Here is a 21,358-nt window from a genome sequence, read left to right as displayed (position 1 = left end):
TCAACGAGGCGGCGGACGGAATTGTTCCCGGGCGCCGTGGGAAGATCTCGGCATGGGTAGAAGCGCGACACCGGAGGGCGACCCCGCCCGCACCATGGAGCTGCTGTGGGGTGGCGGCAGTACGCCGATCTCGCGCCCCCGCAACGGGAAGCCGAGCCTGACGCTCGACCGGATCGTCGAGGCCGCCATCTCCGTCGCGGATGCGGAAGGGCTGGACGCCGTCTCGATGCGCCGGCTGGCAGCCGAACTCGGCGCCGGCGCGATGTCGCTGTACACGCACGTTCCCGGAAAGACGGAACTGGTGGAGGTGATGCTCGATCGCGCGCTGTCCACACTCGAGCCGGCCGACGACACCGATGCGGGGTGGCGCGAGCGTCTCGCGGCCGCCGCTCACGACTACTTCCAACTGCTGTGCGCCCACCCGTGGATGCTCGGCGTCGTTGCGCTGAGCCGGCCGGTTCTGGGGCCCGGCGGGATGGCCAAGTACGAGCGGGAACTACGTGCGGTCGAGGGGCTGGGACTGTCGGACCTCGACATGGACTCCGTCGTCACGCTTCTCGACAGTTTCGTCGCGGGCGCGGCGCGCGCCGCGGTGGATGCGGCCGCGCTCGCCGCCCAGGGGGAGGCGGACAGCGAATGGTGGCAGCGCGTTGCTCCGCACTTCGAAAAGGTCTTCGACCTCGACCGGTTCCCGCTGGCCGCCCGGGTCGGGGCCTCGGCGGGGGAACACCACGACGCTGCGTACGCGCCTGCCCACGCCTTCGAATTCGGGCTGGCCCGGCTACTCGACGGAGTCGGCGCCCTCATCGTCGACGGCGGAACCGGCGGGGAGTAGTTCGGCGGGAACGGCCAGCGTGGTCGGTTCGACACGGCCGCGCAGGGTGACGGTGTCGGTGAGTTGCCACCGCCTGCGCTCGTCGTCGGATGCCGCGTCGATCGCCCGCTCGGACGCGACGACGTGTCCGGACACGTTCTTGGCGAGTTCGGACAACCGCGCCGCCTCGTTGACCGGATCGCCGATCACCGTGTACTCGAAACGTTCGTGGGCGCCGATGTTTCCGGCCACGGCGCGACCAGCCGCCACTCCGATTCCCGCATCGCACTCCGGTACCTCGGCGGTGAGCCGTTCGCGGAGGGCCCGAGCGGCGGACAGCGCGGCGCCTGCATGGTCGTCGAGCGCCACGGGTGCCCCGAAGATGGCCAGCGCTGCGTCACCTTCGAACTTGTTGACGAACCCGTCTCGCCGATCGACCTCGTCGACGACCACGTTGAAGAAGCGGTTGAGCAGGTCCACGACCTCCCCGGGCGACCGGGTGGCTGCGATCGTGGTGGACCCGATGATGTCGACGAACAGGACCGCCACGTCACGTTCCTCCCCGCCGAGTTCGGGGTTGTGGCGGAGGGCCTGGGACGCCACTTCCTGCCCGACGTGGCGCCCGAACAGGTCGCGGATCCGCTCGCGTTCGCGGAGTCCCTCGGCCATCCGGTTGAACCCGGTCTGCAGCGCGCCGAGTTCGGTGCCGTCGTACACGACGACCTCGGCGTCGAGATCGCCCTCCGCCACCTTCGCCATGCCCAGCGACACCGAGCGGATGGGTGCCTCGGTGGCACGGACACTGATCACGACCAGCAGCAGGCCGAAGAGCAGGATCACACCACCCAGCGCGAGGATCGACACCGCGAGGCTGGTCGGACTCGCCGGCCGGATGAAACTGAAGATCGCGATGAGCATCAGACCGAGCACGGGAACACCCGTCCCGAGGATCCACGCCAGTGCGGTGCGGCCGGTGATGCCCAGGGTTCGGCGGGGTCGCGGTCCGTCCGATCCCAGTGCCCGGGCGGCGATGGGGCGGAGGGCGAACTCCGTCAGCAGGTAGCAGAACGCGGAGACCGTGATCCCGGCCAACGCAATCGTGAACGCGACCTTCGGAATGGTCTGGGGATCGATGATGCCGTACAAAGTCGTGAAGAACACCAGCCCAATGCCCCACAACGCCGCCTGGACACGCGTCAGACGCCACGGTGCGCGAAACGCCGCCGACCGGTCGTGGTCGGTGGGCACGTCGTCCTCCGTCGCCCACCGGAGATCCGACACCAGTCGCTTGGTGCCCCACGTCACGCCGACCAGGACCGCGCACAGCACGAACACGGGCACCGCGACGAAGTTGGCGATCACGAACTCGCTCGACCACACACTCGGGCCGGGGACCACGACACTGACGAGCAGGCAGGTGATCACCGCGCCGACCAGGTTGGTGAACACCAGCGGGGCGGTCAGCAGCAGCTGGACACGGATCCGCCGCCTGCGGGGACTCTCGTCCGGTGACCCGAGCAACCACGACCCCAGCGGGGCGACGGATCGACGGGGGCTGCGCATAGTCATTCGAGACTAGTCGGCGCGATCCCTTAGGGTGGGCGGGTGCGCCTAGTGATTGCCAGATGCCGAGTCGACTACGTAGGCCGTTTGACGGCACATCTGCCCACCGCTCGTCGCCTGTTGTTGATCAAGGCCGACGGTTCCGTGAGCATCCACGCCGACGACCGCGCCTACAAGCCGCTGAACTGGATGAGCCCGCCCTGCTGGCTCGTCGAAGACACCGTGGAAGACGCCGAAGCGCTGTGGGTGGTGACCAACAAGGCCGGTGAGGAACTGCGGATCACCATCGAGGAGATCGAGCACGACTCCCGTCACGAACTCGGTGTCGATCCGGGGCTCGTCAAGGACGGTGTCGAGGCGCACCTGCAGGAACTGCTCGCCGAACACGTCGAAACGCTCGGCAGCGGTTACACGCTCGTCCGGCGCGAGTACATGACGGCCATCGGTCCCGTCGACCTGCTGTGCCGGAACGCCGACGGGGCTTCCGTCGCCGTGGAGATCAAGCGCCGCGGAGACATCGACGGTGTCGAGCAACTCACCCGGTACCTCGAACTGCTCAACCGTGACCCGCTGCTGGCGCCGGTGAGCGGTGTCTTAGCCGCCCAGCAGATCAAGCCGCAGGCCAAAACCCTTGCCACCGACCGCGGAATCCGGTGCCTGGTGCTCGACTACGAAGCGCTGCGCGGCACCGAGAGCACCGAGTTCCGGCTCTTCTGAGGCCTAGGCTGAACCCGTGCCCCGTCGTAAACCGCAGCGGAAGAACACACGCCGCAACGCGCCCCCGGACACGTCCGAGGGCTCGCTGTTCGGTAGTGCAATGATGCGTCAGGAATCCGGGCCCGCGGGCTACGCCGACGAGAGCTTCATCGTGCGCACGATCCCCGGGGCCCGGGCCACCAAGTCGTACCGGTGCCCCGGCTGCGATCACGACATCCGGCCGGGCGTCGCCCACCTCGTCACCTGGCCGGCCGAATACGGCGGAGCCGAGGACCGGCGGCACTGGCACACCGGGTGCTGGTCGGGACGCAGCACCCGGGGCCTCACACGCAGGTGGTCCTAGCTTCCCGTCTTCACGGTCCGCTGATCCGCCGTCCGGTTCGCCGGGTTCTTCTCGACGGTGGACAGCACTGCAGTGTCCTCGTCGGAGTTGTCCGTCTCGTCCGCGGAGTTCTTCCCGGACTCGTTCTGCGCGGACTTCCGGTCCGCGCCACCGGCCGTTGCCGACTTGCTGTTCGTGTTCTCGGTGAAGCGCTTCTCCGAGCCCGATGCCGCGGTGTCGGGCTGCGCGTCCAATAGTTCGCTCTCCCGGTTGACCGACGCCAACATTGCGGGAACGGAATCGAGCTGTCCCCGAATCCCCAAGAGCTGCGCCAGGATCCGGCCGCGGAGTACGCGAAGTTCTTCCGCCAGTTCCTTGGCGTGGGCGATCTTGCGCTCCGACTGGTCGGTGGCCGCCTGCAGCCTGCGCTCCGCCTCGTGTGTGGCGTCCGCGAGACGACGCTGCGCCTCGGCCTTGCTGGTGGACTCGAGCTCGTTGACCGCCGTGATCGTCTTCTGGCGGCGCTCGGACATCGCGAGGTCGAAGTCTTCCTGCACCTGCGATCGACGCAGTTCGGCCTCGGCAGCCAGGCGGTCGCGCTCGGACTGAGCGGCCTCGACGATCTTCGCCGCCTCCGTGCGGGCCTTCGCCATGGTCTGCTCGTGCTGAATCTCGAGAGCGCTCCGGCGGTCTTCGAGTTCCGCGACCAGCGACTCGTACTGGCCACGGAGCTGCGCGCCCTCCTGCTCGGCGACGGAGATCATCTCGGCGGCGTCGGCCTCGGCCTTCGCGCGCACCTCGGACGCCTCGTCCGACGCGAGCCGGAGCATGCGCGAGATACGGTCGCTCATTCCCTCCGCGGTGGTCGGCGGAACGGACAGGCGGTCGACATCCTTGCGCAGATCGTCGATCTCGTCCCGCGCATCGTCGAGCTGCTTGGCGAGATCCCGCGCCTGCGCCGCCGCGGCGTCGCGGTCGGCGGCAGTGACGCGGAGCTCGGCGTCGAATCGCTCGAAGTAGTTGCGTACCTCGTCCCGGTCGAATCCCTTGCGCACGGTGGAAAAGGGAAGGGGGATCGAACCACGGTCCTGCTCGTTTACCATGGCCGCCAATCTACCTGGGCAAAGTAGAACTTGTCTCTGCGCCTGGTACCCGGCGGCCGGCCACAGCTCTAGTGGGTCGCAGACGGCTCGACGAGCTCCACGAGAACTCCGCCCGCATCCTTCGGGTGGACGAAATTGATGCGCGAATCGGCGGTGCCGCGGCGCGGTGCGTCGTACAGCAGCCGTACACCGCGCTCGCGCAACTGGGCGGAGATGGCGTCGATGTCCGTGACGCGGTACGCGAGCTGCTGGAGACCGGGACCGCTGCGATCGATGAACTTGGCGATGGTCGAGTTCTCGTTCAACGGTGCGAGAAGCTGCAGCGCGGTGCTGCCCTCGGGGGAGCCGACCACGCTCAGCATCGCTTCGCGCACGCCCTGCTCCTCGTTCACCTCTTCGTGCGTTGACACCATGCCGAGGTGTTCGGAGTACCACGCGATGGCGGCGTCGAGGTCGGGAACCGCGATGCCGACGTGGTCGATGGCGGTCACCAGGTCCGAGGACAGCGGTGACGTGGTCTGGGTGGGGGAGGACTGTGTCATGCTCCCGACGTTAGCGCTACCGTTTCGGTAGTTCTCGTCGGGATGTGACTTCCGTCGCCCCGCACCTGTCTATTTGTCTCACGCGGAGGAAATCGTGACCAGTTCTGTGATCGTCGCCGGAGCCCGGACCCCGATGGGCCGGTTGCTGGGTTCGTTGAAGGATGTGTCGGGTTCGGATCTGGGTGGCGTGGCGATTCGTGGTGCGTTGGAGAAGGCGGGCGTCGCTCCCGAGCAGGTCGAGTACGTGATCATGGGTCAGGTGCTGACGGCGGGGGCGGGTCAGATCCCGGCGCGGCAGGCTGCGGTGGCCGCGGGGATCGGGATGGATGTGCCGGCCCTGACCATCAACAAGGTGTGTCTGTCGGGGATCGACGCGATCGCACTGGCGGATCAGCTGATCCGGGCCGGCGAGTTCGACGTCGTCGTCGCCGGGGGTCAGGAGTCGATGTCGCGCGCCCCGCACCTGCTGGAGAAGTCGCGGGAGGGTTTCAAGTACGGCGACGTCACGATGCGCGACCACATGGCCTTCGACGGGTTGTACGACATCTTCACCGATCAGGCGATGGGGAGTCTGACCGAGGCGAAGAACGCGGAGGACGGGCAGCGGATCAGCCGCGAGGAGCAGGACGCGTTCGCGGCAGCGTCGCATCAGAAGGCGGCCCGGGCCTGGAAGGACGGGGTGTTCGACGACGAGGTGGTGCCGGTGCCGGTGCCGCAGCGCAAGGGTGATCCGGTGCTGGTTGGCTCCGACGAGGGCGTGCGCGGCGATACGACGGTGGAATCCCTGGCCAGGCTGCGGCCGGCGTTCAGCAAGGACGGCACGGTCACCGCAGGGTCGGCGTCGCAGATCTCCGACGGTGCGGCCGCTGTCGTGGTGATGAGCAAGGCGAAGGCGCAGGAACTCGGGGTGTCGTGGATCGCCGAGATCGGCGCGCACGGGGTGGTGGCGGGTCCGGATTCGACGTTGCAGTCGCAGCCGGCGCGGGCCATCGCGAAGGCGTGCGCCAAGGAGGGGATCGACCACAAGGAGCTGGATCTGGTGGAGATCAACGAGGCGTTCGCCGCGGTGGGGATCGCGTCGACGCGGGAGCTGGGGTTGGATCCGGAGATCGTGAACGTCAACGGCGGGGCGATCGCGATGGGGCACCCGCTGGGGATGTCGGGGGCGCGGATCGCATTGCATCTGGCGTTGGAGCTGCGTCGTCGCGGCGGGGGTGTGGGCGCTGCGGCGCTGTGCGGTGGTGGCGGCCAGGGTGACGCCCTGATCGTGCGCGTCCCCAAGGCGTGACACGACGACAGTCCGTGGTGGTGTATCTCACACCACTACGGACTGTCGTAGATGGTCGGGCACAATGGTCGGCATGGCGAACGTCTTCGATCTCAGCACCACGGCCAAGCGCTTCCGATTTGTCGCAATTCTGGAGGCCTTCACCTGGCTCGGCCTCCTCATCGGCATGGCCTTCAAGTACCTGCCTGCCGACGGCAACGAGATCGGCGTGAAGATCTTCGGCCCCATCCACGGCGGCGTCTTCGTCCTGTACCTGCTCATCTCGCTGTGGACCGCCCGCAAGCTGAGCTGGAATCTGGTCACCACCTTCTGGGCGCTCGTCGCCAGCGTCCCGCCGTTCGGCACCGTCGTATTCGAGGTCTGGGCGGCCCGCACCGGCCGGATGGGCGAACTGTCCCGGTCGAGCGCAGTGAAGAGTGAACCGTCGTTCGTCTGATCCACTCCGCGGTAGGCACGGCCCGCATTCCGGTGCGCGCTCAAATCGTGACAAACTGGTGGACGTGACTCGACCAGGTTCTCGTCCGTCAGCGCGTTCCTCAGCAGTGGCCGCAGCCATGAGCGGAGCAGTCGATCTCTCCGCCCTCAAGGAGCGTGCGGCCGCTCCGCCCCCGCCGGCGCCCGCACCCTCCGGGGACGGCGCCGCTCCGGCCGCATCCGGGAGTACCGGACTCGCCCCCGTCATCGACGTCACCGAGGCGACGTTCGAGGCGGAGGTGCTCGTCCGGTCCCAGCAGGTCCCGGTGGTCGTCGACCTGTGGGCCACCTGGTGCGAGCCGTGCAAACAACTCTCACCCCTGCTCGAAAAGCTGGCACACGAGGCAGGCGGCACCTGGGTGCTCGCCAAGGTCGACGTCGATGCCAACCCGCGCATCGCGCAGGCCTTCGGCGTCCAGTCCGTCCCGACCGTCGTCGCCATCGCCGGCGGACAGCCGCTCGCCGACTTCCAGGGCGCTCAGCCCGAACCTCAACTGCGCCAGTGGCTCGCCGCCGTCCAGCAGGCAACCGCCGGAAAGCTGTCCGGACCGCCGGCCGCGGACGGGAACGCCGACGAGCCCGAGCCGGAGGACCCGCGCTTCGTGGCCGCCGAGGCCGCGCTCGACGAAGGCGACCTGTCGGCAGCCGAAGCCGAGTTCCAGAAGATCCTCGACGAGGAACCGGCCAACACCGAGGCGCAAGGCGCGATCCGCCAGGTGCGTTTCCTCGCCCGCGTGCAGTCCGTCGATCCCGGCGCCGTCGCCGCGGCGGACGCCGCCCCGAACGACATCGACGCCCAGCTGCAGGCCGCGGACGTCGAGGTCTATTCCCAGGCCCCGGACGCGGCGTTCGCCCGGCTCATCGGAGTCGTCGCCCGCAGCGCCGGCGACGACAAGACGCGGGTACGGACACGTCTGCTGGAACTGTTCGAACTGTTCGACCCGGCCGAACCGGTCGTCATGACCGCGCGCCGGAAACTCGCCGCCGCACTGTACTGACGAGAAAACCGGGGTGAGTGCCGACGGCACTCACCCCGGTTTTCTCGTCTGATGGTCAGCTTCGAACGCGCTCCACCCGTCCGACCAGGAAGACGTACGACGCGATCCCGACCGCGGTCACCACGGTCATGTAGACGAATCCCGGCGCGAAGCTGTCGTCGGTGACGAGCAACCCGATCACGATGGGTGTCGCGATCGACGACAGGTTGCCGATGAAGTTGAACATTCCACCGGTGAGCCCGAGCAGTCGTTCCGGCGCGAGTGCCGACACCAGCGACCACGTGATCGACGCGAGCCCGTTGCCGAAGAACGCGATGGACAGGAACACGATCACCATCGCCGTCGAGTCGGTGAAGTTGGCGCCGATCATCGCAACGGTCAGCAACAGTCCCACAATGATCGGGCCCTTGCGGGCGACTCCGAGAGACACCCCCTTGCGTAGCAGGAAGTCGGAGAAGACTCCGGAGAACAGCACACCCACGAGTGCCGCGACGAACGGCAGCGAGGCGAGGAATCCGGACTTGATGTAATCCATGTCCCGGTACTCGACGAGGTACGTGGGGAACCAGGTGAGGAAGAACCACAGCGTCGACGTGAGGCAGAACTGCCCCAGGTAGATTCCCCACAGCTTGCGCCGGCCGAGGACGGTGGCGACATCGTTCCGGGTCACGGCCGGACGTTCGGGCTGCTGCTCGTCCAGGAGGTCGACGAGTCCGCCGCCGTCGCGGATCAGGTCGATCTCGGCGTCGTTCGCCCGCGAATCGCGTGGCTCGCGGTAGAACGCGTACCACACGGCACCCCAGACCGCCCCGATCGTTCCGGTCACGATGAATACCCAGTGCCACGACAGCACGGACTGCAGCCAGGACAGGAACGGCGTGAGCAGGGCCAGTCCGATGAACTGCCCGGACGTGTAAAAGCCGATCACCGTCGCACGTTCCCGCTCGGGGTACCAGGCCGTCGCGACCCGATTGTTGATCGGATACGCGGGCGCCTCGAACACACCGACCAGCAGGCGCAACGCGATGAGCGCCACGAAGCCACCGATGACCCCCATGAACGCGGTCGCGACCGACCACAGGATGAGGCAGCCGGGGTAGAGCAGTCTCGGGGGAATCCGGTCGACCAGCCATCCACCGGGAATCTGCAGCGCCGCATAGGTCCAGCCGAACGCCGACAGGAGAAGTCCCTGCTGCGCCTTGGTGAGGTCCATTTCGTCCGCGATCGCGGGCATCGCGATAGACAGGTTCGCCCGGTCCATGTAGTTGATGACGACGGTCACGAACAGCATCACCGCGATGAGAACGCGCGCCTTCGACGCCTGCGCGGCCACCGTAGTGGACTTGCCGATCTTCTGGGTCTGCACCATTGCCCTCACCACTCCGCGAAGGATCCGTCGCTGTGGCGCCAGACCGGGTTTCGCCAGCGATGTCCTTCGGCGGCCCGCTCGATGACGTACTCCTCGTTCACCTCGATGCCCAGTCCCGGACCGGTGGGGATCCGGACCTGACCGTCCGCGTAGGTGAACACGGACGGGTCGACGAGATAGTCGAGGAGATCGTTCGACGTGTTGTAGTGGATGCCGAGGCTCTGTTCCTGGATCGTCGCGTTGTAGCAGCCCGCGTCGATCTGCAGGCACGTCGCCAGGGCGATCGGCCCGAGGGGGCAGTGCAGCGCGAGTGCCACGTCGTACGCCTCGGCCATGTGCGCGATCTTCCGGGCCTCGGTGATTCCGCCGCAGTGTGACGGATCCGGCTGGATGATGTCCACGGCCCCGGACGCGAGGACGGTTTTGAAATCCCAACGGGAGAACAACCTCTCACCCAGCGCGATCGGGATCGGCGACTGTCGCAGCACGTCGACGAAACCGTCGACGTGCTCGGAGAGGACCGGTTCCTCGACGAACATCAGCCGGAACGGTTCGAGTTCCTTCAGCAGCACCTTGGCCATCGGCTTGTGCACCCGGCCGTGGAAATCGACGCCGATGCCGATGTTCGGGCCCACTGCGTCCCGTACCGCGGCGACGTTGGCGAGGCACCGGTCCACCTTGTCCCAGGAGTCCAGGTACTGCAGTTCCTCCGTGCCGTTCATCTTCACGGCGGTGAACCCCCGGTCGACCACCTCGCGTGCCGCCTTCGCGGTGTCCGACGGGCGGTCGCCGCCGATCCAGGAATAGACCTTGATCCGGTCGCGGACGCGGCCGCCGAGAAGCTCGTACGCCGGCACGCCGAGGGCCTTGCCCTTGATGTCCCACAGGGCCTGGTCGATGCCAGCAAGCGCGCTCATGTGGATGCCGCCGCCGCGGTAGAAACCCGCGCGGTACATGACCGTCCACAGGTCCTCGATCTGCGTCGGATCCTGCCCGATCAGGTAGTCGGACAGTTCCTCCACTGCGGCGGCGACGGACGCGGCCCGGCCTTCGAGCACCGGTTCGCCCCAGCCGACCACGCCGTCGTCCGTCTCGATCCGCAGGAACAGCCACCTGGGGAGTACGGCGTACGTGGTGAGTGACGTGATCTTCATGAGTCCTCCTGTGCGGGGCTGTGGTGGTGGCCCCGGTGGTCGTGGGTGTCGGTTCAGGCGGCTTCGGCCGACCAGATGTTCATCAGGGTGAGGGCGCGGTCGCGGACGGTGTCGGCGCCGTCCCCGGGCCGGTACAGGCAGGTTCCGAGTCCCGCGCCGCCCGCTCCCGCGGCGGCCCACTCGGCGAGGTTGGTGCGGTCGACGCCGCCGACGGGGAGCAATTCGACCTCCGTCGGCAGGACCGCCCGCCAGGCCTGCATCCCGGCTGTCCCGACCGAGTCGGAGGGGAACAGTTTGATGCTGCGCGCTCCCGCACCGACGGCGCGAAACGCCTCGGTCGGAGTGGCGGCTCCCGGATAGGGGCGCAGGTTTCGGGCAACGGCGGCGCCGATGACCTCGACGTCGGTGTTGGGGGAGACGATGATCCGGGAGCCGGCCGCTTCGGACCGGATCACGTCGTCGACGCTCAGCACGGTCCCGGCCCCGATGACGCAGACGTCGCCGACGGCCGCCGCCAACCGCTCGATCGAGTCGAACGGTCGCGGCGAGTTCAGCGGGACCTCGATCGCCGTGAACCCGGCGTCGACGAGGGCCGAGCCGACGGCGACGATCTCCTCCGGGGTGATGCCGCGCAGAATGGCGATCAAACCGGTGGTTGTAGTGACTGTGGTGCTCATAGTGACTCCTTCTCGGGATTCGTGGATGGCGCCGGGTCGACCAGCCCCGCATCGAGCGCCACCCGCCACAGCCCCTGTGCCGCGGCTTCCTCGGCGACGATGTCGGCGGCCACGCCGTGAACACGCAGTCCGGCTGCGTAGCGTCGGCAGAGATCGGCGTTTCCGCACAACAGCATTCGATTCTCGGCGGTGTACTGGGGCAGGAGATGCCGGATTTCGTCGGCGATGATCACGCCGGAGACGTAGTCGGGAAGCGAGCCCGGATCGAGGAGTCCGTCGAGCACGAGCGCGCGTGCGCCGAACAGTTCGGCGGGCAGTCCGCGTGACGGCGTCGACGTTCCGGTGGCGAGGCCCCGCTCGAACGCGGCATCGTCGCGCACGGCGGTGGTGGCGGTGCGGCCGAGGATGCCGTGCCGGATCACCAGGCCGTACAACTCGCCCGACATCGACGTGGCGAACGAGACGATCTTGCGGTTCTCGACTCGTGCCCACTTGGTGTGTGTTCCGGGGAGCACGATCGTCAGTGGGCGGTCGGTCGGGGGGAGCATGCCCAGTGCCCCGATGATCTGCGTCTCCTCGCCCCGCATGACGTCGCCGGCCACAGTGCCGTCGGCCGCGGGGGCGACGCGCAGGCCGGGTACGACGTGCAGAACTCCGCGTGGATGGGCGACCGTGGTCAGGTCGTCGGCGCCGATCGCGAGATCGGTCGGTGTGGTCAGATAGCCGGCTTCGCGCCAACCCTGGGCGCTGCCGACCATGCCGCACGCGATCGCCGGGAGATTGGGGGTGGCCGCGATCCAGTCGCCGCAGGCCTCGTCGAAGGCGGCTTCGTAGTCACGGGTGCGCGATGCGGGGTCGTCTCCGGTGGTGCCGAGCAAGCCGAAGTCCGGCCGGCGAACGTCCAGAATGCGGCCGCCGTCGCCGAGGAGCCAGGCGCGCTGTGACGACGTGCCCCAGTCGAGGGCGATCAGCCGCGGTGCCGAGGGGGCGGGGGTGTTCTGGATCACGCGAACCACTATCGGACGCGAATCCCATAATGACGAACATGGTCCCTATATGTGGGACAGTGGGGTGTGGCGATTCCTCCGTACGACATTCCACCCGGCACGCAGACGCTCGCCCGAGGGCTGGCGGTGGTCCGTGCCGTCTCCGACGGCGCGCAGGATCTCCGCGCGGTCGTCGAGAGCACCGGGCTGGGGCGCAGCACCGCGCACCGTCTCGTGCAGTTGCTGGTCCACGAGGGCTACCTCCGGAGCGGAAGCCGCGGCTACACCCTCGGCCCGACGTTGATCGAACTGGGGTTCAAGGCGTTGCACGGCAACCCGCTGCCCGTCGTCGCGCGCCCGATCCTCGAGGAGCTGTCGGCGCACGTCCACGACACCGTGCACCTGGCGGTCGAGGACGGCGGTTCGGTGCTGTACCTCGACAAGTTGCCGGGGTCGCGGGGTGCCGAGATGCGCTCCCGCATCGGGCACCGCATGCCGCTGACCCGCGCGCCGGGGTCGGAAAGGCTCTGCTGCTGGATTCCGCCGAGCGCTGGGATGCGCTGTACGAGAGCGACGCCGCGCAGGGACAGCGGCCGCCGGGCTCCCGCGGATCGGCGGACTTCCTCGCGCGCATGCAGGACTACGCGCGGCGGGGCGCGGCGATGGACCTCGAGGACAACGAACCCGGAATCCGCTGCGTGGCGGCGCCGGTGCGGGACGCGTCGTGCGCGATCGTCGGTGCGATCAGCGTGTCGGCCACGAGCCCGTACATGCCCGACGAGCGCATGCGCGGACTCGTTCCGGTCGTGTGCCGGGCCGCCGGGCGGATCTCCGCGGCGCTCGGCTACCGGGAAATCTGACGCAGCGGTCGGGGGACGTCACGTGGTGGGACGGTCAGCGGTACCGGCCCTCGCAGGCCTGCTCACCGCCGAGCACTCCGGTGCGGAACGCGTCCACCCGGGAGAATCCGCTCGGCACGGTCTCCCCGTTGACGTCACTGGCCGCGAGTCCGTCGGTGAGCAGCCCCGACACGGCCTCGTCGAGGTCGCCCGGGGACAACCACACGCTGCCTGCCTCCAGGGAAGCGGGACTGTCCGGGCTCAACGCGCTGGTGACGACACCGGACAGGCAGGCGGCTCGCAGCGCGGTCTGGGGTGAGTGCAGATCGTTACCCCGGTCCCGTTGCAACGCCAGGGTGTACCGCGACGCGAGCAGGACGTACGCGTTGTAGTCGCCGGTGAGTTTGGTCTGGAACAGTTCCCGCCTGCCCGGGCGGCCCGGTGTGCCGCGTTCGGCGAGGGCGTCGACACTGACCCCGATCGTGTTGGTGGCCGGGCAGTACGACACCGGTTCGGTCGCGTCGGCGTCGGGGCAGTCGAGGTCGGCGCCGTCGAGTTGCAGCGTGGGGGGATCGCTGAGATCGAAGATCTGCTGGAAGGACGTGAAGAACGCCTCGAGCGACTCCTCGGTGACGGGGAGTTCGCCGTCGTCGCTCTCGTCGTCGAACCGCTGAGGCAGATCTGCGCGACGCGAGACGATCTCCTTCTCGTCGATGCGCGTGCACGGCGCCGGACCGTCCGTGAAACCGATCTGGGTGGCGGTGACACGTTCGAACGCCGAGCCGTGCACGTTGTCGGGATCGTTCGGGTCGGTGTCCCCGATGGCGACCGCGGACGCCAGTACCTTGTTCAGCCCGTCCGACGTGTTCAGCGTGAAGTGGGTCGCCTTGTCTTCCGCGATGTACCGCATGAACGCCCCCGCGAAGCAGTCGGCCTGCTGTTCCCGCACGATGCCACCGCCCACGTTCTCGTCCGCGATTCCCGCCTTCGTCTGCACGGCGTGCCCGTACTCGTGCGCCAGAACGAAGACGGCCGCGACGACACCGAACTTCTCCACCACCTCGGGCAGCAGCAGCGCCCGGTCCCAGCCGATCGTGTGGTCGGTGCTGCAGTAGCCGGCGTTGAGGAGTTCCTCGGTGCGGTCCCCGCAGAAGCGCGGGCCGTCGGAGTCGCGCGGATCCCAGGAGATCAGTTCCTCGACCGGCTCGAAGTTGCGCTGGAACAGCGCGGGGAACTCGGTGCGCCAGTAGTCCTCGATGTCGCTGACCGCGTTGGCGGCCATCGTGTCGATGTCACCGCCGTCGGTGCCGGTGACGGGGAGGTCGGCGTCGGGCACGCCCTTGCGGGCACCGCTCGGACCCGACGTGGCATCGAGTCCCGCCACCTTGAACGGATCGTCGTAAATGGACGCGGCCTCACCGTCCACCGAACGCGTGCACCCGGACAGGACGACCGCAGTCACGGCCAGAACGCCCACGCTCGCAGCCCACTGCCGACGTCGGGTCAGCAAGGCCGTGCCTTCATCAACGCTCCAGACTCATCCAGATCGCGCCGTTCGCGGGCAGTGCCACCTCGGCAGAGGCGGGACGGCCGTGCCACGGCTGCGAAGTTGCCGTCACCGCACCGAGATTTCCCCAACCCGATCCCGCGTAGATCTCGGCGTCGGTGTTGAGAATTTCACGCCATTCGCCCCGTTCTGGCAAGCCCACACGATAATTCGCGTGCGGGGAACCCGAGAAATTGAACAGGCAGGCCAGGATCGACCCGTCGGTGCCGTAGCGCAGGAAGCTCAGGACGTTGTTCGCGGTGTCGTTGGCGTCGATCCAGGAGAACCCGCCCGGCGAGGTGTCGAGAGTCCACAACGCCGGGTGTTCGCGGTAGGTGGCGTTGAGGTCGTGGACGAGCCGGAGCAGACCGCGGTGGAAGCCACCGGTGTACGGGTCGTCCAGCTGGTACCAGTCGAGTCCGCGCTCCTCGGACCATTCCGCGGTCTGTCCGAATTCCTGACCCATGAACAGCAGTTGCTTGCCGGGGTGCGACCACATGTACGCCAGCAGGGCACGAACACCGGCGGCCTTCGCGTAGTCGTCGCCGGGCATCCGCGTCCACAGCGTGCCCTTGCCGTGCACCACCTCGTCGTGACTGATGGGCAGCAGATAGTTCTCGCTCCACGCGTACATCAGGGAGAACGTGATCTCGTGATGGTGATAGCTGCGGTGGACGGGATCGTGCGCCATGAAACCGAGGGTGTCGTGCATCCACCCCATGTTCCATTTCATGTTGAAACCGAGACCACCGACGTTGGTCGCGCGGGTGACACCCGGCCACGCCGTCGACTCCTCGGCGATGGTGACGACCCCGCGGTGCTGCTTGTGGACCGTGGCGTTGGTCTCCTGCAGGAAGGCGACGGCCTCGAGGTTCTCCCTGCCGCCGTGGATGTTCGGCGTCCAACCGCCCTCCGGCCGCGAATAGTCGAGGTACAGCATCGACGCGACCGCGTCGACGCGCAGACCGTCCACGTGGAACTCGTCGAGCCAGTACAGCGCGTTCGCGACGAGGAAGTTGCGCACCTCGCGGCGCCCGAAATCGAACACATATGTTCCCCAGTCGAGTTGCTCGCCGCGCTGGGGGTCGCTGTGCTCGTAGAGCGGTGTGCCGTCGAAACGTGCCAGCGCCCACTCGTCCTTGGGGAAGTGCGCGGGAACCCAGTCGACGATGACCCCGATGCCGGCGGCGTGCAGATGGTCGACGAACCACCGGAAGTCGTCGGGGGAGCCGAATCGTGAGGTGGGCGCGTAGTACGACGTGACCTGGTACCCCCACGAACCGCCGAACGGGTGCTCGGCGACCGGCAGCAGTTCGACGTGGGTGAATCCCGTCTCGGTGAGGTGGGTAGCGAGTTGTTCGGCCATCTCGCGGTAGTTCAGCCCGGGCCGCCACGAAGCGAGGTGGACCTCGTACACGCTCATCGGGGACTGCGCCGGCTCGGTGGCCGCGCGCTGCGCCAGCCATTCGGCGTCGTTCCATTCGTACGTGCTCACCGACACCCGGGACGCGGTGGCGGGCGGGACCTCGGTCGCGAAGGCCATGGGGTCGGCCTTGTCGCGCACACTGCCGTCAGGCCCGTGGACCCGGAACTTGTACAGGTCGCCGACCTCGATACCGGGAACGAACAACTCCCACACCCCGGTGGAGCCGAGTACCCGCATCGGGTAGTTCCGCCCACTCCACCCGTCGAAATCGCCGATCACACTCACTCCGCGGGCATTGGGAGCCCACACGGCGAACGAGGTGCCGGTGACGGTGCCGTCGGGGGTGTCGTAGCGGCGGCGGTGCGCGCCGAGGATCTCCCACAGCCGCTCGTGCCTGCCCTCACCGAACAGGTGCAGGTCGAGTTCCCCCAGCGTGGGCAGGAATCGGTACCCGTCGGCGGAGACGTCGTTGTGGCCACCCGGCCACGTCGTGGACAGCCGGTAGTCCATCAGATCCCGGTACGGGACGAGTGCCCCCCACACACCGTGCGCGAGGTGCTCCAGCGAGAAGCTCGTCCCCCCGATGACGGCGTCGACGGCCTCGGCGTGGGGGCGCAGTGCGCGGATCACCGTGCCGTCGGGGTGCGGGTGTGCGCCCAGGATCGAGTGCGGGTTGTGGTGCTCGCCCCGGGACAGCAGGTCGAGGTCGGCGGCGTCCGGTGCGATGGCGACAGGCGGTTCGACGGTCACTATGTACCTCCGCGGTAGGCCAGCTTCGTTCTGGCCGGATAGGGGATCGACGGTAATGCCAGGATATGGGCCACCGAGCGCCAGGGTTCCAGGCGCACGAAGTTGGTCTGCCCCCAGTGATACTGCTCCCCGGTGACCTCGTCGAGCACGGTCAGGTGGTCGTGCCAGTCGCGGCCCAGCGCGGGCATGTCCAGCCACACGTTGCCCTGCTCGGCGCCGTAGGGGTTGAGGTTGATCACCGTCAGCACGGCATCCCCGGTGGTGGCGTCGAACTTGGAATAGGCGATCAGGGCGTCGTTGTCGACGTGGTGGAAATGGATGTTGCGCAACTGCTGCAGCGCCGGATGCTGCCTGCGGATCCGGTTGAGCGCCGTGATCCACGGTTCGAGGGACTCGCCGCGCGCGGCGGCGCCCTCGAAGTCGCGGGGACGCAGCTGATACTTCTCCGAGTCGAGGTATTCCTCACTGCCCGGTCGCACCGGAACGTGTTCGTACAGTTCGTATCCCGAGTACACCCCCCACGAGGGGGACAGTGTGGCCGCCAGGGCGGCGCGCAGGGCGAACATTCCCGGGCCGCCGGTCTGCAGGCTCTCGTGCAGGATGTCCGGGGTGTTGACGAAGAGGTTCGGGCGCGCCTCGTCGGCCTTGGCGGCGATCTCCTTGCCGAACTCCGTCAGCTCCCACTTGGCCGTCCGCCACGTGAAATACGTGTAGGACTGGGTGAAGCCGCGGCGGGCGAGACCGTACAACCGTGCGGGACGGGTGAACGCCTCGGACAGGAACAGGACGTCCGGATCCGACTTCTTGACCTCGGCGATCAGCCACTCCCAGAAGTCCGGCGGCTTGGTGTGCGGGTTGTCGACCCGGAAGATCTTGACGCCCGCCGCAACCCAGTGCCGGACGACCCGCAGGACCTCCGCGTAGATGCCGTCGCGGTCGTCGTCGAAGTTGACCGGGTAGATGTCCTGGTATTTCTTCGGCGGGTTCTCGGCGTAGGCGATGGTGCCGTCGGGGAGCACTGTGAACCATTCGGGGTGCTTCTTCGCCCACGGATGGTCCGGCGCGGCCTGCAGGGCCAGGTCGATCGCCACCTCCATGTGCAGCTTCCGGGCGGCAGCGATGAACGCCTTGAAATCGCGCATCGTCCCGAGCTGCGGATGAATCGCGTCGTGGCCGCCCTCGTCCGAGCCGATCGCCCACGGCGAACCGACGTCGTCGGGGCCGGGGGTCAGCGTGTTGTTGGGGCCCTTCCGGTTGATCTTGCCGACCGGATGGATCGGTGGGAGGTACACCACGTCGAATCCCATCGACGCGATGCGCGGAAGTGCGGTCACGGACGTGGCGAACGTGCCGTGCCGGGGCTTGCCGTTCTCGTCCCAGCCGCCGGTGGACCGCGGGAAGAACTCGTACCACGACCCGAACAGGGCACGCGTGCGATCGACGAGCACGGTGTGCGGTTCGCTCTTCGTGACGAGATCGCGCAGCGGATGTGCGCGCAGCAGTTCGGTGACGTCCGACCCGAACGCCGGGGCCACACGTTCGGAGAGGTGACGGTCGGAACGCAGCGACGCCGCGACCCCGGCCAGCCGCGAGCGGTCCGCGCGGGGGACGCCCTTCGCGGCACGCTCGAACAACTGCGCACCGATCTCGAGGTCGTTGGCCAGTTCGGCCGGCCCCTGTCCCACCGCCAGCTTGGCCTCGACCGCGTGCTTCCACGTGGTGACTGGATCGCTCCAGGCCTCGATCCGGAACGTCCAGACGCCCTCGCCGGTCGGGGTGAAGGAACCGTCGACGGTGTCGGGCACCGGACCGCCGGTCATCGGAATGCGGAAGGTCGCCGAGCCGCCCGACGCGGCACTGCGCGGTCCCCGCACCGCGAGCGTGGCGGCCACGGCGTCGTGACCTTCACGCCACACGGTTGCCCGGACGGGAAACACCTCACCCACAACGGCCTTGGCGGGATACCGACCGCACCCGATGTTCGGTTCCACGTCGTCGATACCGAGTCGACCTGTCACGCTGGGCTCCGTTCCATAGCCGGAAGTTGCCGGCGGCTCGTGGGCTGGGCCGCCCGTTCAACCGTAATGGAGTCGACCGGTTCCTGTCCGTATTGGAGTTCTGACGTCTACCCGCCCCGACACGGAGCAACGACGCCCGTAGTGCGTTATCGTTCGCGAGGTGAAAGCCTTGCGTCGGTTCACTGTCCGAGCCCACCTTCCGGAGCGGCTCGCTGCCCTCGGTCCGCTGTCCACCAATCTTCGCTGGTCGTGGCATCCGGCGACGCAGGAACTGTTCGGATTGCTGGACGCGGAACTCTGGCGGCAGGTGCAGTTCGACCCGGTCCGCATGCTCGGTGAGGTCGATCCCGCCCGCCTCGACGAACTGGCCGAGGACGTCGCGTTCCTGGCCCGGCTCGACGCCGCGGCCGCCGACCTCGACGACTACCTGTCCCGGCCCCGCTGGTATCAGAACCAGCAGGCCAAGGGAGTGTCGCTCGACGGTGGGATCGCGTATTTCTCAATGGAGTTCGGGGTCAGCGAGGTGCTGCCCAACTACTCCGGTGGACTCGGAATTCTCGCAGGTGACCACCTGAAGGCGGCGTCCGATCTGGGCCTGCCGCTGATCGGTGTCGGCCTGTTGTACCGCTCGGGTTACTTCCGGCAGTCGCTGACCGCGGACGGCTGGCAGGCCGAGCACTACCCGCCGCACGACCCGCAGGGCCTGCCGCTGCGTCTGCTCACCGAGTCCGGGCCGCAGTCGTCGGGTGGGGCGCCCGTCCTCGTCCACGTCGCGATCCCCGGGGGCCGGGTTTTGCGCGCCCGCGTGTGGATCGCCCAGGTGGGACGCGTCCCGCTGCTGCTGCTCGACTCCGACATCGCGGAGAACGACGCCGAGATGCGGGGCGTCACCGACCGTCTGTACGGCGGCGACCAGGACCACCGCATCAAACAGGAGATCCTCGCCGGCATCGGCGGTGTCCGGGCCGTGCGCGCCTACACCCACGCCTACGGCCTGCCCGACCCCGCCGTCTTCCACATGAACGAGGGGCATGCGGGTTTCCTCGGCATCGAGCGGATCCGTGAACTGGTCACCACCGGCGGGCTCGACTTCGACGAAGCGCTCGCCACGGTCCGGGCCGGCACGGTCTTCACCACCCACACCCCGGTGCCCGCGGGAATCGACCGGTTCCCGGCCGACCTCGTGCGGCACTACTTCGGCGGCGACAACGGTGCGAACGAATCCTCGCTGCTACCGGGGCTGACGATCGACCGGATCCTCGGACTCGGCCGCGAATCGGATCCGTCGGTGTTCAACATGGCCCACATGGGCCTGCGTCTCGGGCAACGGGCCAACGGCGTGTCCAAGCTGCACGGCATCGTCAGCCGCGAGATGTTCCAGCCGCTGTGGCAGGGATTCGACGCCGAAGAGGTACCGATCGGGTCGGTGACCAACGGTGTCCACGCGCCCACCTGGGCCGCACCCGAATGGATCGATCTCGCAACCCGCATCCTGGGCCCCGAACTGGTGGAGGAGGCCCGCGGCTGGGAGCGGCTGCAGGACCTGTCCGCCGAGGAACTGTGGTCGACCCGCAACGCGTTGCGCGGGAAACTGGTCGAGGAGGTGCGCCGCCGGGTACGCGCATCCTGGATCGAACGCGGTGCGACGTCCGCCGAACTCGGCTGGACGGACGAGGTGTTCGACCCGAACGTGCTCACCGTCGGCTTCGCCCGGCGAGTGCCCACCTACAAGCGACTGACGCTGATGCTCCGCGACCCCGAGCGGCTCCGGGCCCTGCTCCTCGACGAGAAGCGGCCCGTGCAGCTGGTGGTCGCCGGGAAGAGCCACCCCGCGGACGACGGCGGGAAGGCCCTCATCCAGCAGGTCGTGCGGTTCGCCGACGCCGCCGACGTCCGGCACCGCATCACCTTCCTGCCCGACTACGACATGTCGATGGCGCGGTACCTCTACTGGGGTTGCGACGTGTGGCTCAACAACCCGCTGCGCCCGCTCGAGGCGTGCGGCACGTCGGGGATGAAGTCCGCCCTCAACGGCGGACTGAACCTGTCGATCCGCGACGGCTGGTGGGACGAGATGTTCGACGGCGAGAACGGCTGGGCCATCCCGACCGCGGACGGCGTCGTCGATGAGACGCGGCGCGACGATCTCGAGGCCAGCGCACTGTACGAACTGCTCGAACGCGCCGTTCTGCCGAGGTTCTACGACCGTGCGGACGGCCTGCCGGTGCGCTGGGTGGAGATGGTTCGTCACACACTGCAGAATCTCGGACCCAAGGTGCTCGCGTCGCGGATGGTGCGCGACTACGCCGTCCAGTACTACGCGCCCGCCGCCGAAGCGGCCCGGACGGTGGCGGAAGAGAACTACGCCGGGGCCCGCGAACTCGCCGCGTTCCGTCGTCGCGTCGAGGCCGCCTGGCCGGCGGTGGCGGTCCTGCAGGTCGACGGCGCCGGACTACCCGACACTCCCGAGATCGGCGCCAACCTGGTGCTGCGCGCCCGCATCCGCCTCGGCGAACTGTCCGTCTCGGACGTCACCGTGCAGGCCGTGATCGGAAAGGCCGGACCGGACGAGGAACTCACCGACATCGTCACGGTCCCGATGACCCACTTCGCATCGGAGGAGTCGGGGGAGCTGTTCGTCGCCGACCTGGCCCTGCCGCTGTCCGGGTCGGTCGGATACACGGTGCGGGTCCTTCCGCACCACCGGTTGCTCGTCGCCCCGTCCGAGCTGGGCCTGGTGACGGCGCCGAACCCCTGACCGGCGCTACCGAG

General features: G+C 68.2%; 17 protein-coding genes and 1 pseudogene. 8 read left to right on the top strand and 10 right to left on the bottom strand.

Annotated elements, in window-relative coordinates; genetic code table 11:
• Window positions 1-52 precede the first annotated feature (52 nt).
• A complete protein-coding gene (locus QM693_RS26485; RefSeq protein WP_283353811.1) occupies window positions 53-835 on the top strand; it encodes a TetR/AcrR family transcriptional regulator in 783 nt (260 codons plus the stop codon).
• Here the strand turns inward: QM693_RS26485 and QM693_RS26480 are convergent.
• Entirely contained in the window at window positions 782-2,383 is a 1,602-nt protein-coding gene (locus QM693_RS26480; RefSeq protein WP_283353810.1) for an adenylate/guanylate cyclase domain-containing protein, read from the bottom strand. The two genes, QM693_RS26485 and QM693_RS26480, sit on opposite strands and share 54 nt — an antisense overlap.
• 36 nt (window positions 2,384-2,419) lie before the next feature.
• Between QM693_RS26480 and nucS the strand changes: the two genes are divergently transcribed.
• Together nucS and QM693_RS26470 are read left to right on the top strand one after the other, a co-directional pair.
• Complete coding sequence (gene nucS, locus QM693_RS26475; protein WP_283353809.1) at window positions 2,420-3,094, top strand: endonuclease NucS; 675 nt, start codon at window positions 2,420-2,422, stop codon at window positions 3,092-3,094.
• A 16-nt stretch (window positions 3,095-3,110) separates the two neighbouring features.
• Complete coding sequence (locus QM693_RS26470; protein ID WP_105417174.1) at window positions 3,111-3,437, top strand: Rv1322 family protein; 327 nt, start codon at window positions 3,111-3,113, stop codon at window positions 3,435-3,437.
• Here QM693_RS26470 and QM693_RS26465 read toward each other — a convergent pair.
• Together QM693_RS26465 and mce are read right to left on the bottom strand one after the other, a co-directional pair.
• On the bottom strand, window positions 3,434-4,519 hold the full coding sequence (locus QM693_RS26465; RefSeq protein ID WP_283353808.1) for a coiled-coil domain-containing protein: 1,086 nt from the start codon (window positions 4,517-4,519) through the stop codon (window positions 3,434-3,436). The genes QM693_RS26470 and QM693_RS26465 overlap by 4 nt on opposite strands.
• A 68-nt stretch (window positions 4,520-4,587) precedes the next feature.
• Window positions 4,588-5,061 (bottom strand): methylmalonyl-CoA epimerase, encoded by a 474-nt coding sequence (mce, locus tag QM693_RS26460; RefSeq protein ID WP_005248354.1) that lies wholly within the window; start codon window positions 5,059-5,061, stop codon window positions 4,588-4,590.
• Between the two features lie 94 nt (window positions 5,062-5,155).
• On the opposite strand from mce, the gene QM693_RS26455 reads away from it, so the two are divergent.
• The 3 genes from QM693_RS26455 (at window position 5,156) to QM693_RS26445 (ending at window position 7,821) form a co-directional block, all read left to right on the top strand.
• Complete coding sequence (locus QM693_RS26455) at window positions 5,156-6,349, top strand: acetyl-CoA C-acetyltransferase (protein ID WP_283353807.1); 1,194 nt, start codon at window positions 5,156-5,158, stop codon at window positions 6,347-6,349.
• A 64-nt stretch (window positions 6,350-6,413) separates the two neighbouring features.
• Window positions 6,414-6,785, top strand: a complete 372-nt coding sequence (locus QM693_RS26450; RefSeq protein WP_280784738.1) for a DUF3817 domain-containing protein — start codon at window positions 6,414-6,416, stop codon at window positions 6,783-6,785.
• A 118-nt stretch (window positions 6,786-6,903) separates the two neighbouring features.
• Complete coding sequence (locus QM693_RS26445; protein ID WP_283353806.1) at window positions 6,904-7,821, top strand: tetratricopeptide repeat protein; 918 nt, start codon at window positions 6,904-6,906, stop codon at window positions 7,819-7,821.
• Between the two features lie 55 nt (window positions 7,822-7,876).
• Here QM693_RS26445 and QM693_RS26440 read toward each other — a convergent pair whose 3' ends face one another.
• Genes QM693_RS26440 through QM693_RS26425 form a run of 4 tightly spaced genes read right to left on the bottom strand, consistent with a single transcriptional unit; the run spans window position 7,877 to window position 12,028 of the window.
• A complete protein-coding gene (locus QM693_RS26440) occupies window positions 7,877-9,190 on the bottom strand; it encodes an MFS transporter (RefSeq protein WP_105417168.1) in 1,314 nt (437 codons plus the stop codon).
• Window positions 9,191-9,195: 5 nt separating this feature from the next.
• Window positions 9,196-10,344 (bottom strand): galactonate dehydratase, encoded by a 1,149-nt coding sequence (gene dgoD / locus QM693_RS26435; protein WP_283353805.1) that lies wholly within the window; start codon window positions 10,342-10,344, stop codon window positions 9,196-9,198.
• A 53-nt stretch (window positions 10,345-10,397) separates the two neighbouring features.
• Entirely contained in the window at window positions 10,398-11,021 is a 624-nt protein-coding gene (locus QM693_RS26430; protein ID WP_283353804.1) for a 2-dehydro-3-deoxy-6-phosphogalactonate aldolase, read from the bottom strand.
• On the bottom strand, window positions 11,018-12,028 hold the full coding sequence (locus QM693_RS26425; RefSeq protein WP_283353803.1) for a 2-dehydro-3-deoxygalactonokinase: 1,011 nt from the start codon (window positions 12,026-12,028) through the stop codon (window positions 11,018-11,020). Before QM693_RS26425 ends, QM693_RS26430 begins: the two co-directional genes overlap by 4 nt.
• 51 nt (window positions 12,029-12,079) lie before the next feature.
• On the opposite strand from QM693_RS26425, the pseudogene QM693_RS37680 reads away from it, so the two are divergent.
• Window positions 12,080-12,867, top strand: a pseudogene (locus tag QM693_RS37680) (IclR family transcriptional regulator).
• 34 nt (window positions 12,868-12,901) lie between these two features.
• Here the strand turns inward: QM693_RS37680 and QM693_RS26410 are convergent.
• From QM693_RS26410 to QM693_RS26400, 3 genes are read right to left on the bottom strand one after another with little or no spacing between them, the layout of a single operon-like run.
• The gene (locus QM693_RS26410; protein WP_283353802.1) at window positions 12,902-14,323 is read right to left on the bottom strand and encodes a neutral zinc metallopeptidase; all 1,422 of its coding nucleotides are present in this window, start codon (window positions 14,321-14,323) and stop codon (window positions 12,902-12,904) included.
• Between the two features lie 46 nt (window positions 14,324-14,369).
• A complete protein-coding gene (gene glgB / locus QM693_RS26405; protein ID WP_283333536.1) occupies window positions 14,370-16,568 on the bottom strand; it encodes a 1,4-alpha-glucan branching protein GlgB in 2,199 nt (732 codons plus the stop codon).
• Window positions 16,568-18,586 carry an alpha-1,4-glucan--maltose-1-phosphate maltosyltransferase gene (locus tag QM693_RS26400; protein ID WP_283353801.1) on the bottom strand — a complete coding sequence of 673 codons (2,019 nt, stop codon included), beginning with the start codon at window positions 18,584-18,586 and terminating at the stop codon, window positions 16,568-16,570. Before QM693_RS26400 ends, glgB begins: the two co-directional genes overlap by 1 nt.
• Before the next feature lie 160 nt (window positions 18,587-18,746).
• Between QM693_RS26400 and glgP the strand changes: the two genes are divergently transcribed.
• On the top strand, window positions 18,747-21,344 hold the full coding sequence (glgP, locus tag QM693_RS26395) for an alpha-glucan family phosphorylase (protein WP_280784728.1): 2,598 nt from the start codon (window positions 18,747-18,749) through the stop codon (window positions 21,342-21,344).
• Window positions 21,345-21,358: the final 14 nt, after the last annotated feature.

The sequence above is a fragment of the Rhodococcus sp. IEGM 1305 genome (assembly GCF_030058635.1).
GTDB classification, from domain to species: Bacteria; Actinomycetota; Actinomycetes; order Mycobacteriales; family Mycobacteriaceae; genus Rhodococcus_F; species Rhodococcus_F opacus_D.
Note: the sequence above shows the minus strand (reverse complement) of the source record. Positions and strands in the feature narration are given on the sequence as shown.

Coding starts and splice junctions, on each gene's coding strand:
- QM693_RS26485 (WP_283353811.1), top strand. CDS start 53: ATGGGTAGAAGCGCGACACCGGAGGGCGACCCCGCCCGCACCATGGAG.
- QM693_RS26480 (WP_283353810.1), bottom strand. CDS start 2,383: ATGACTATGCGCAGCCCCCGTCGATCCGTCGCCCCGCTGGGGTCGTGG.
- QM693_RS26465 (WP_283353808.1), bottom strand. CDS start 4,519: ATGGTAAACGAGCAGGACCGTGGTTCGATCCCCCTTCCCTTTTCCACC.
- mce (WP_005248354.1), bottom strand. CDS start 5,061: ATGACACAGTCCTCCCCCACCCAGACCACGTCACCGCTGTCCTCGGAC.
- QM693_RS26450 (WP_280784738.1), top strand. CDS start 6,414: ATGGTCGGCATGGCGAACGTCTTCGATCTCAGCACCACGGCCAAGCGC.
- QM693_RS26445 (WP_283353806.1), top strand. CDS start 6,904: ATGAGCGGAGCAGTCGATCTCTCCGCCCTCAAGGAGCGTGCGGCCGCT.
- QM693_RS26440 (WP_105417168.1), bottom strand. CDS start 9,190: ATGGTGCAGACCCAGAAGATCGGCAAGTCCACTACGGTGGCCGCGCAG.
- dgoD (WP_283353805.1), bottom strand. CDS start 10,344: ATGAAGATCACGTCACTCACCACGTACGCCGTACTCCCCAGGTGGCTG.
- QM693_RS26430 (WP_283353804.1), bottom strand. CDS start 11,021: ATGAGCACCACAGTCACTACAACCACCGGTTTGATCGCCATTCTGCGC.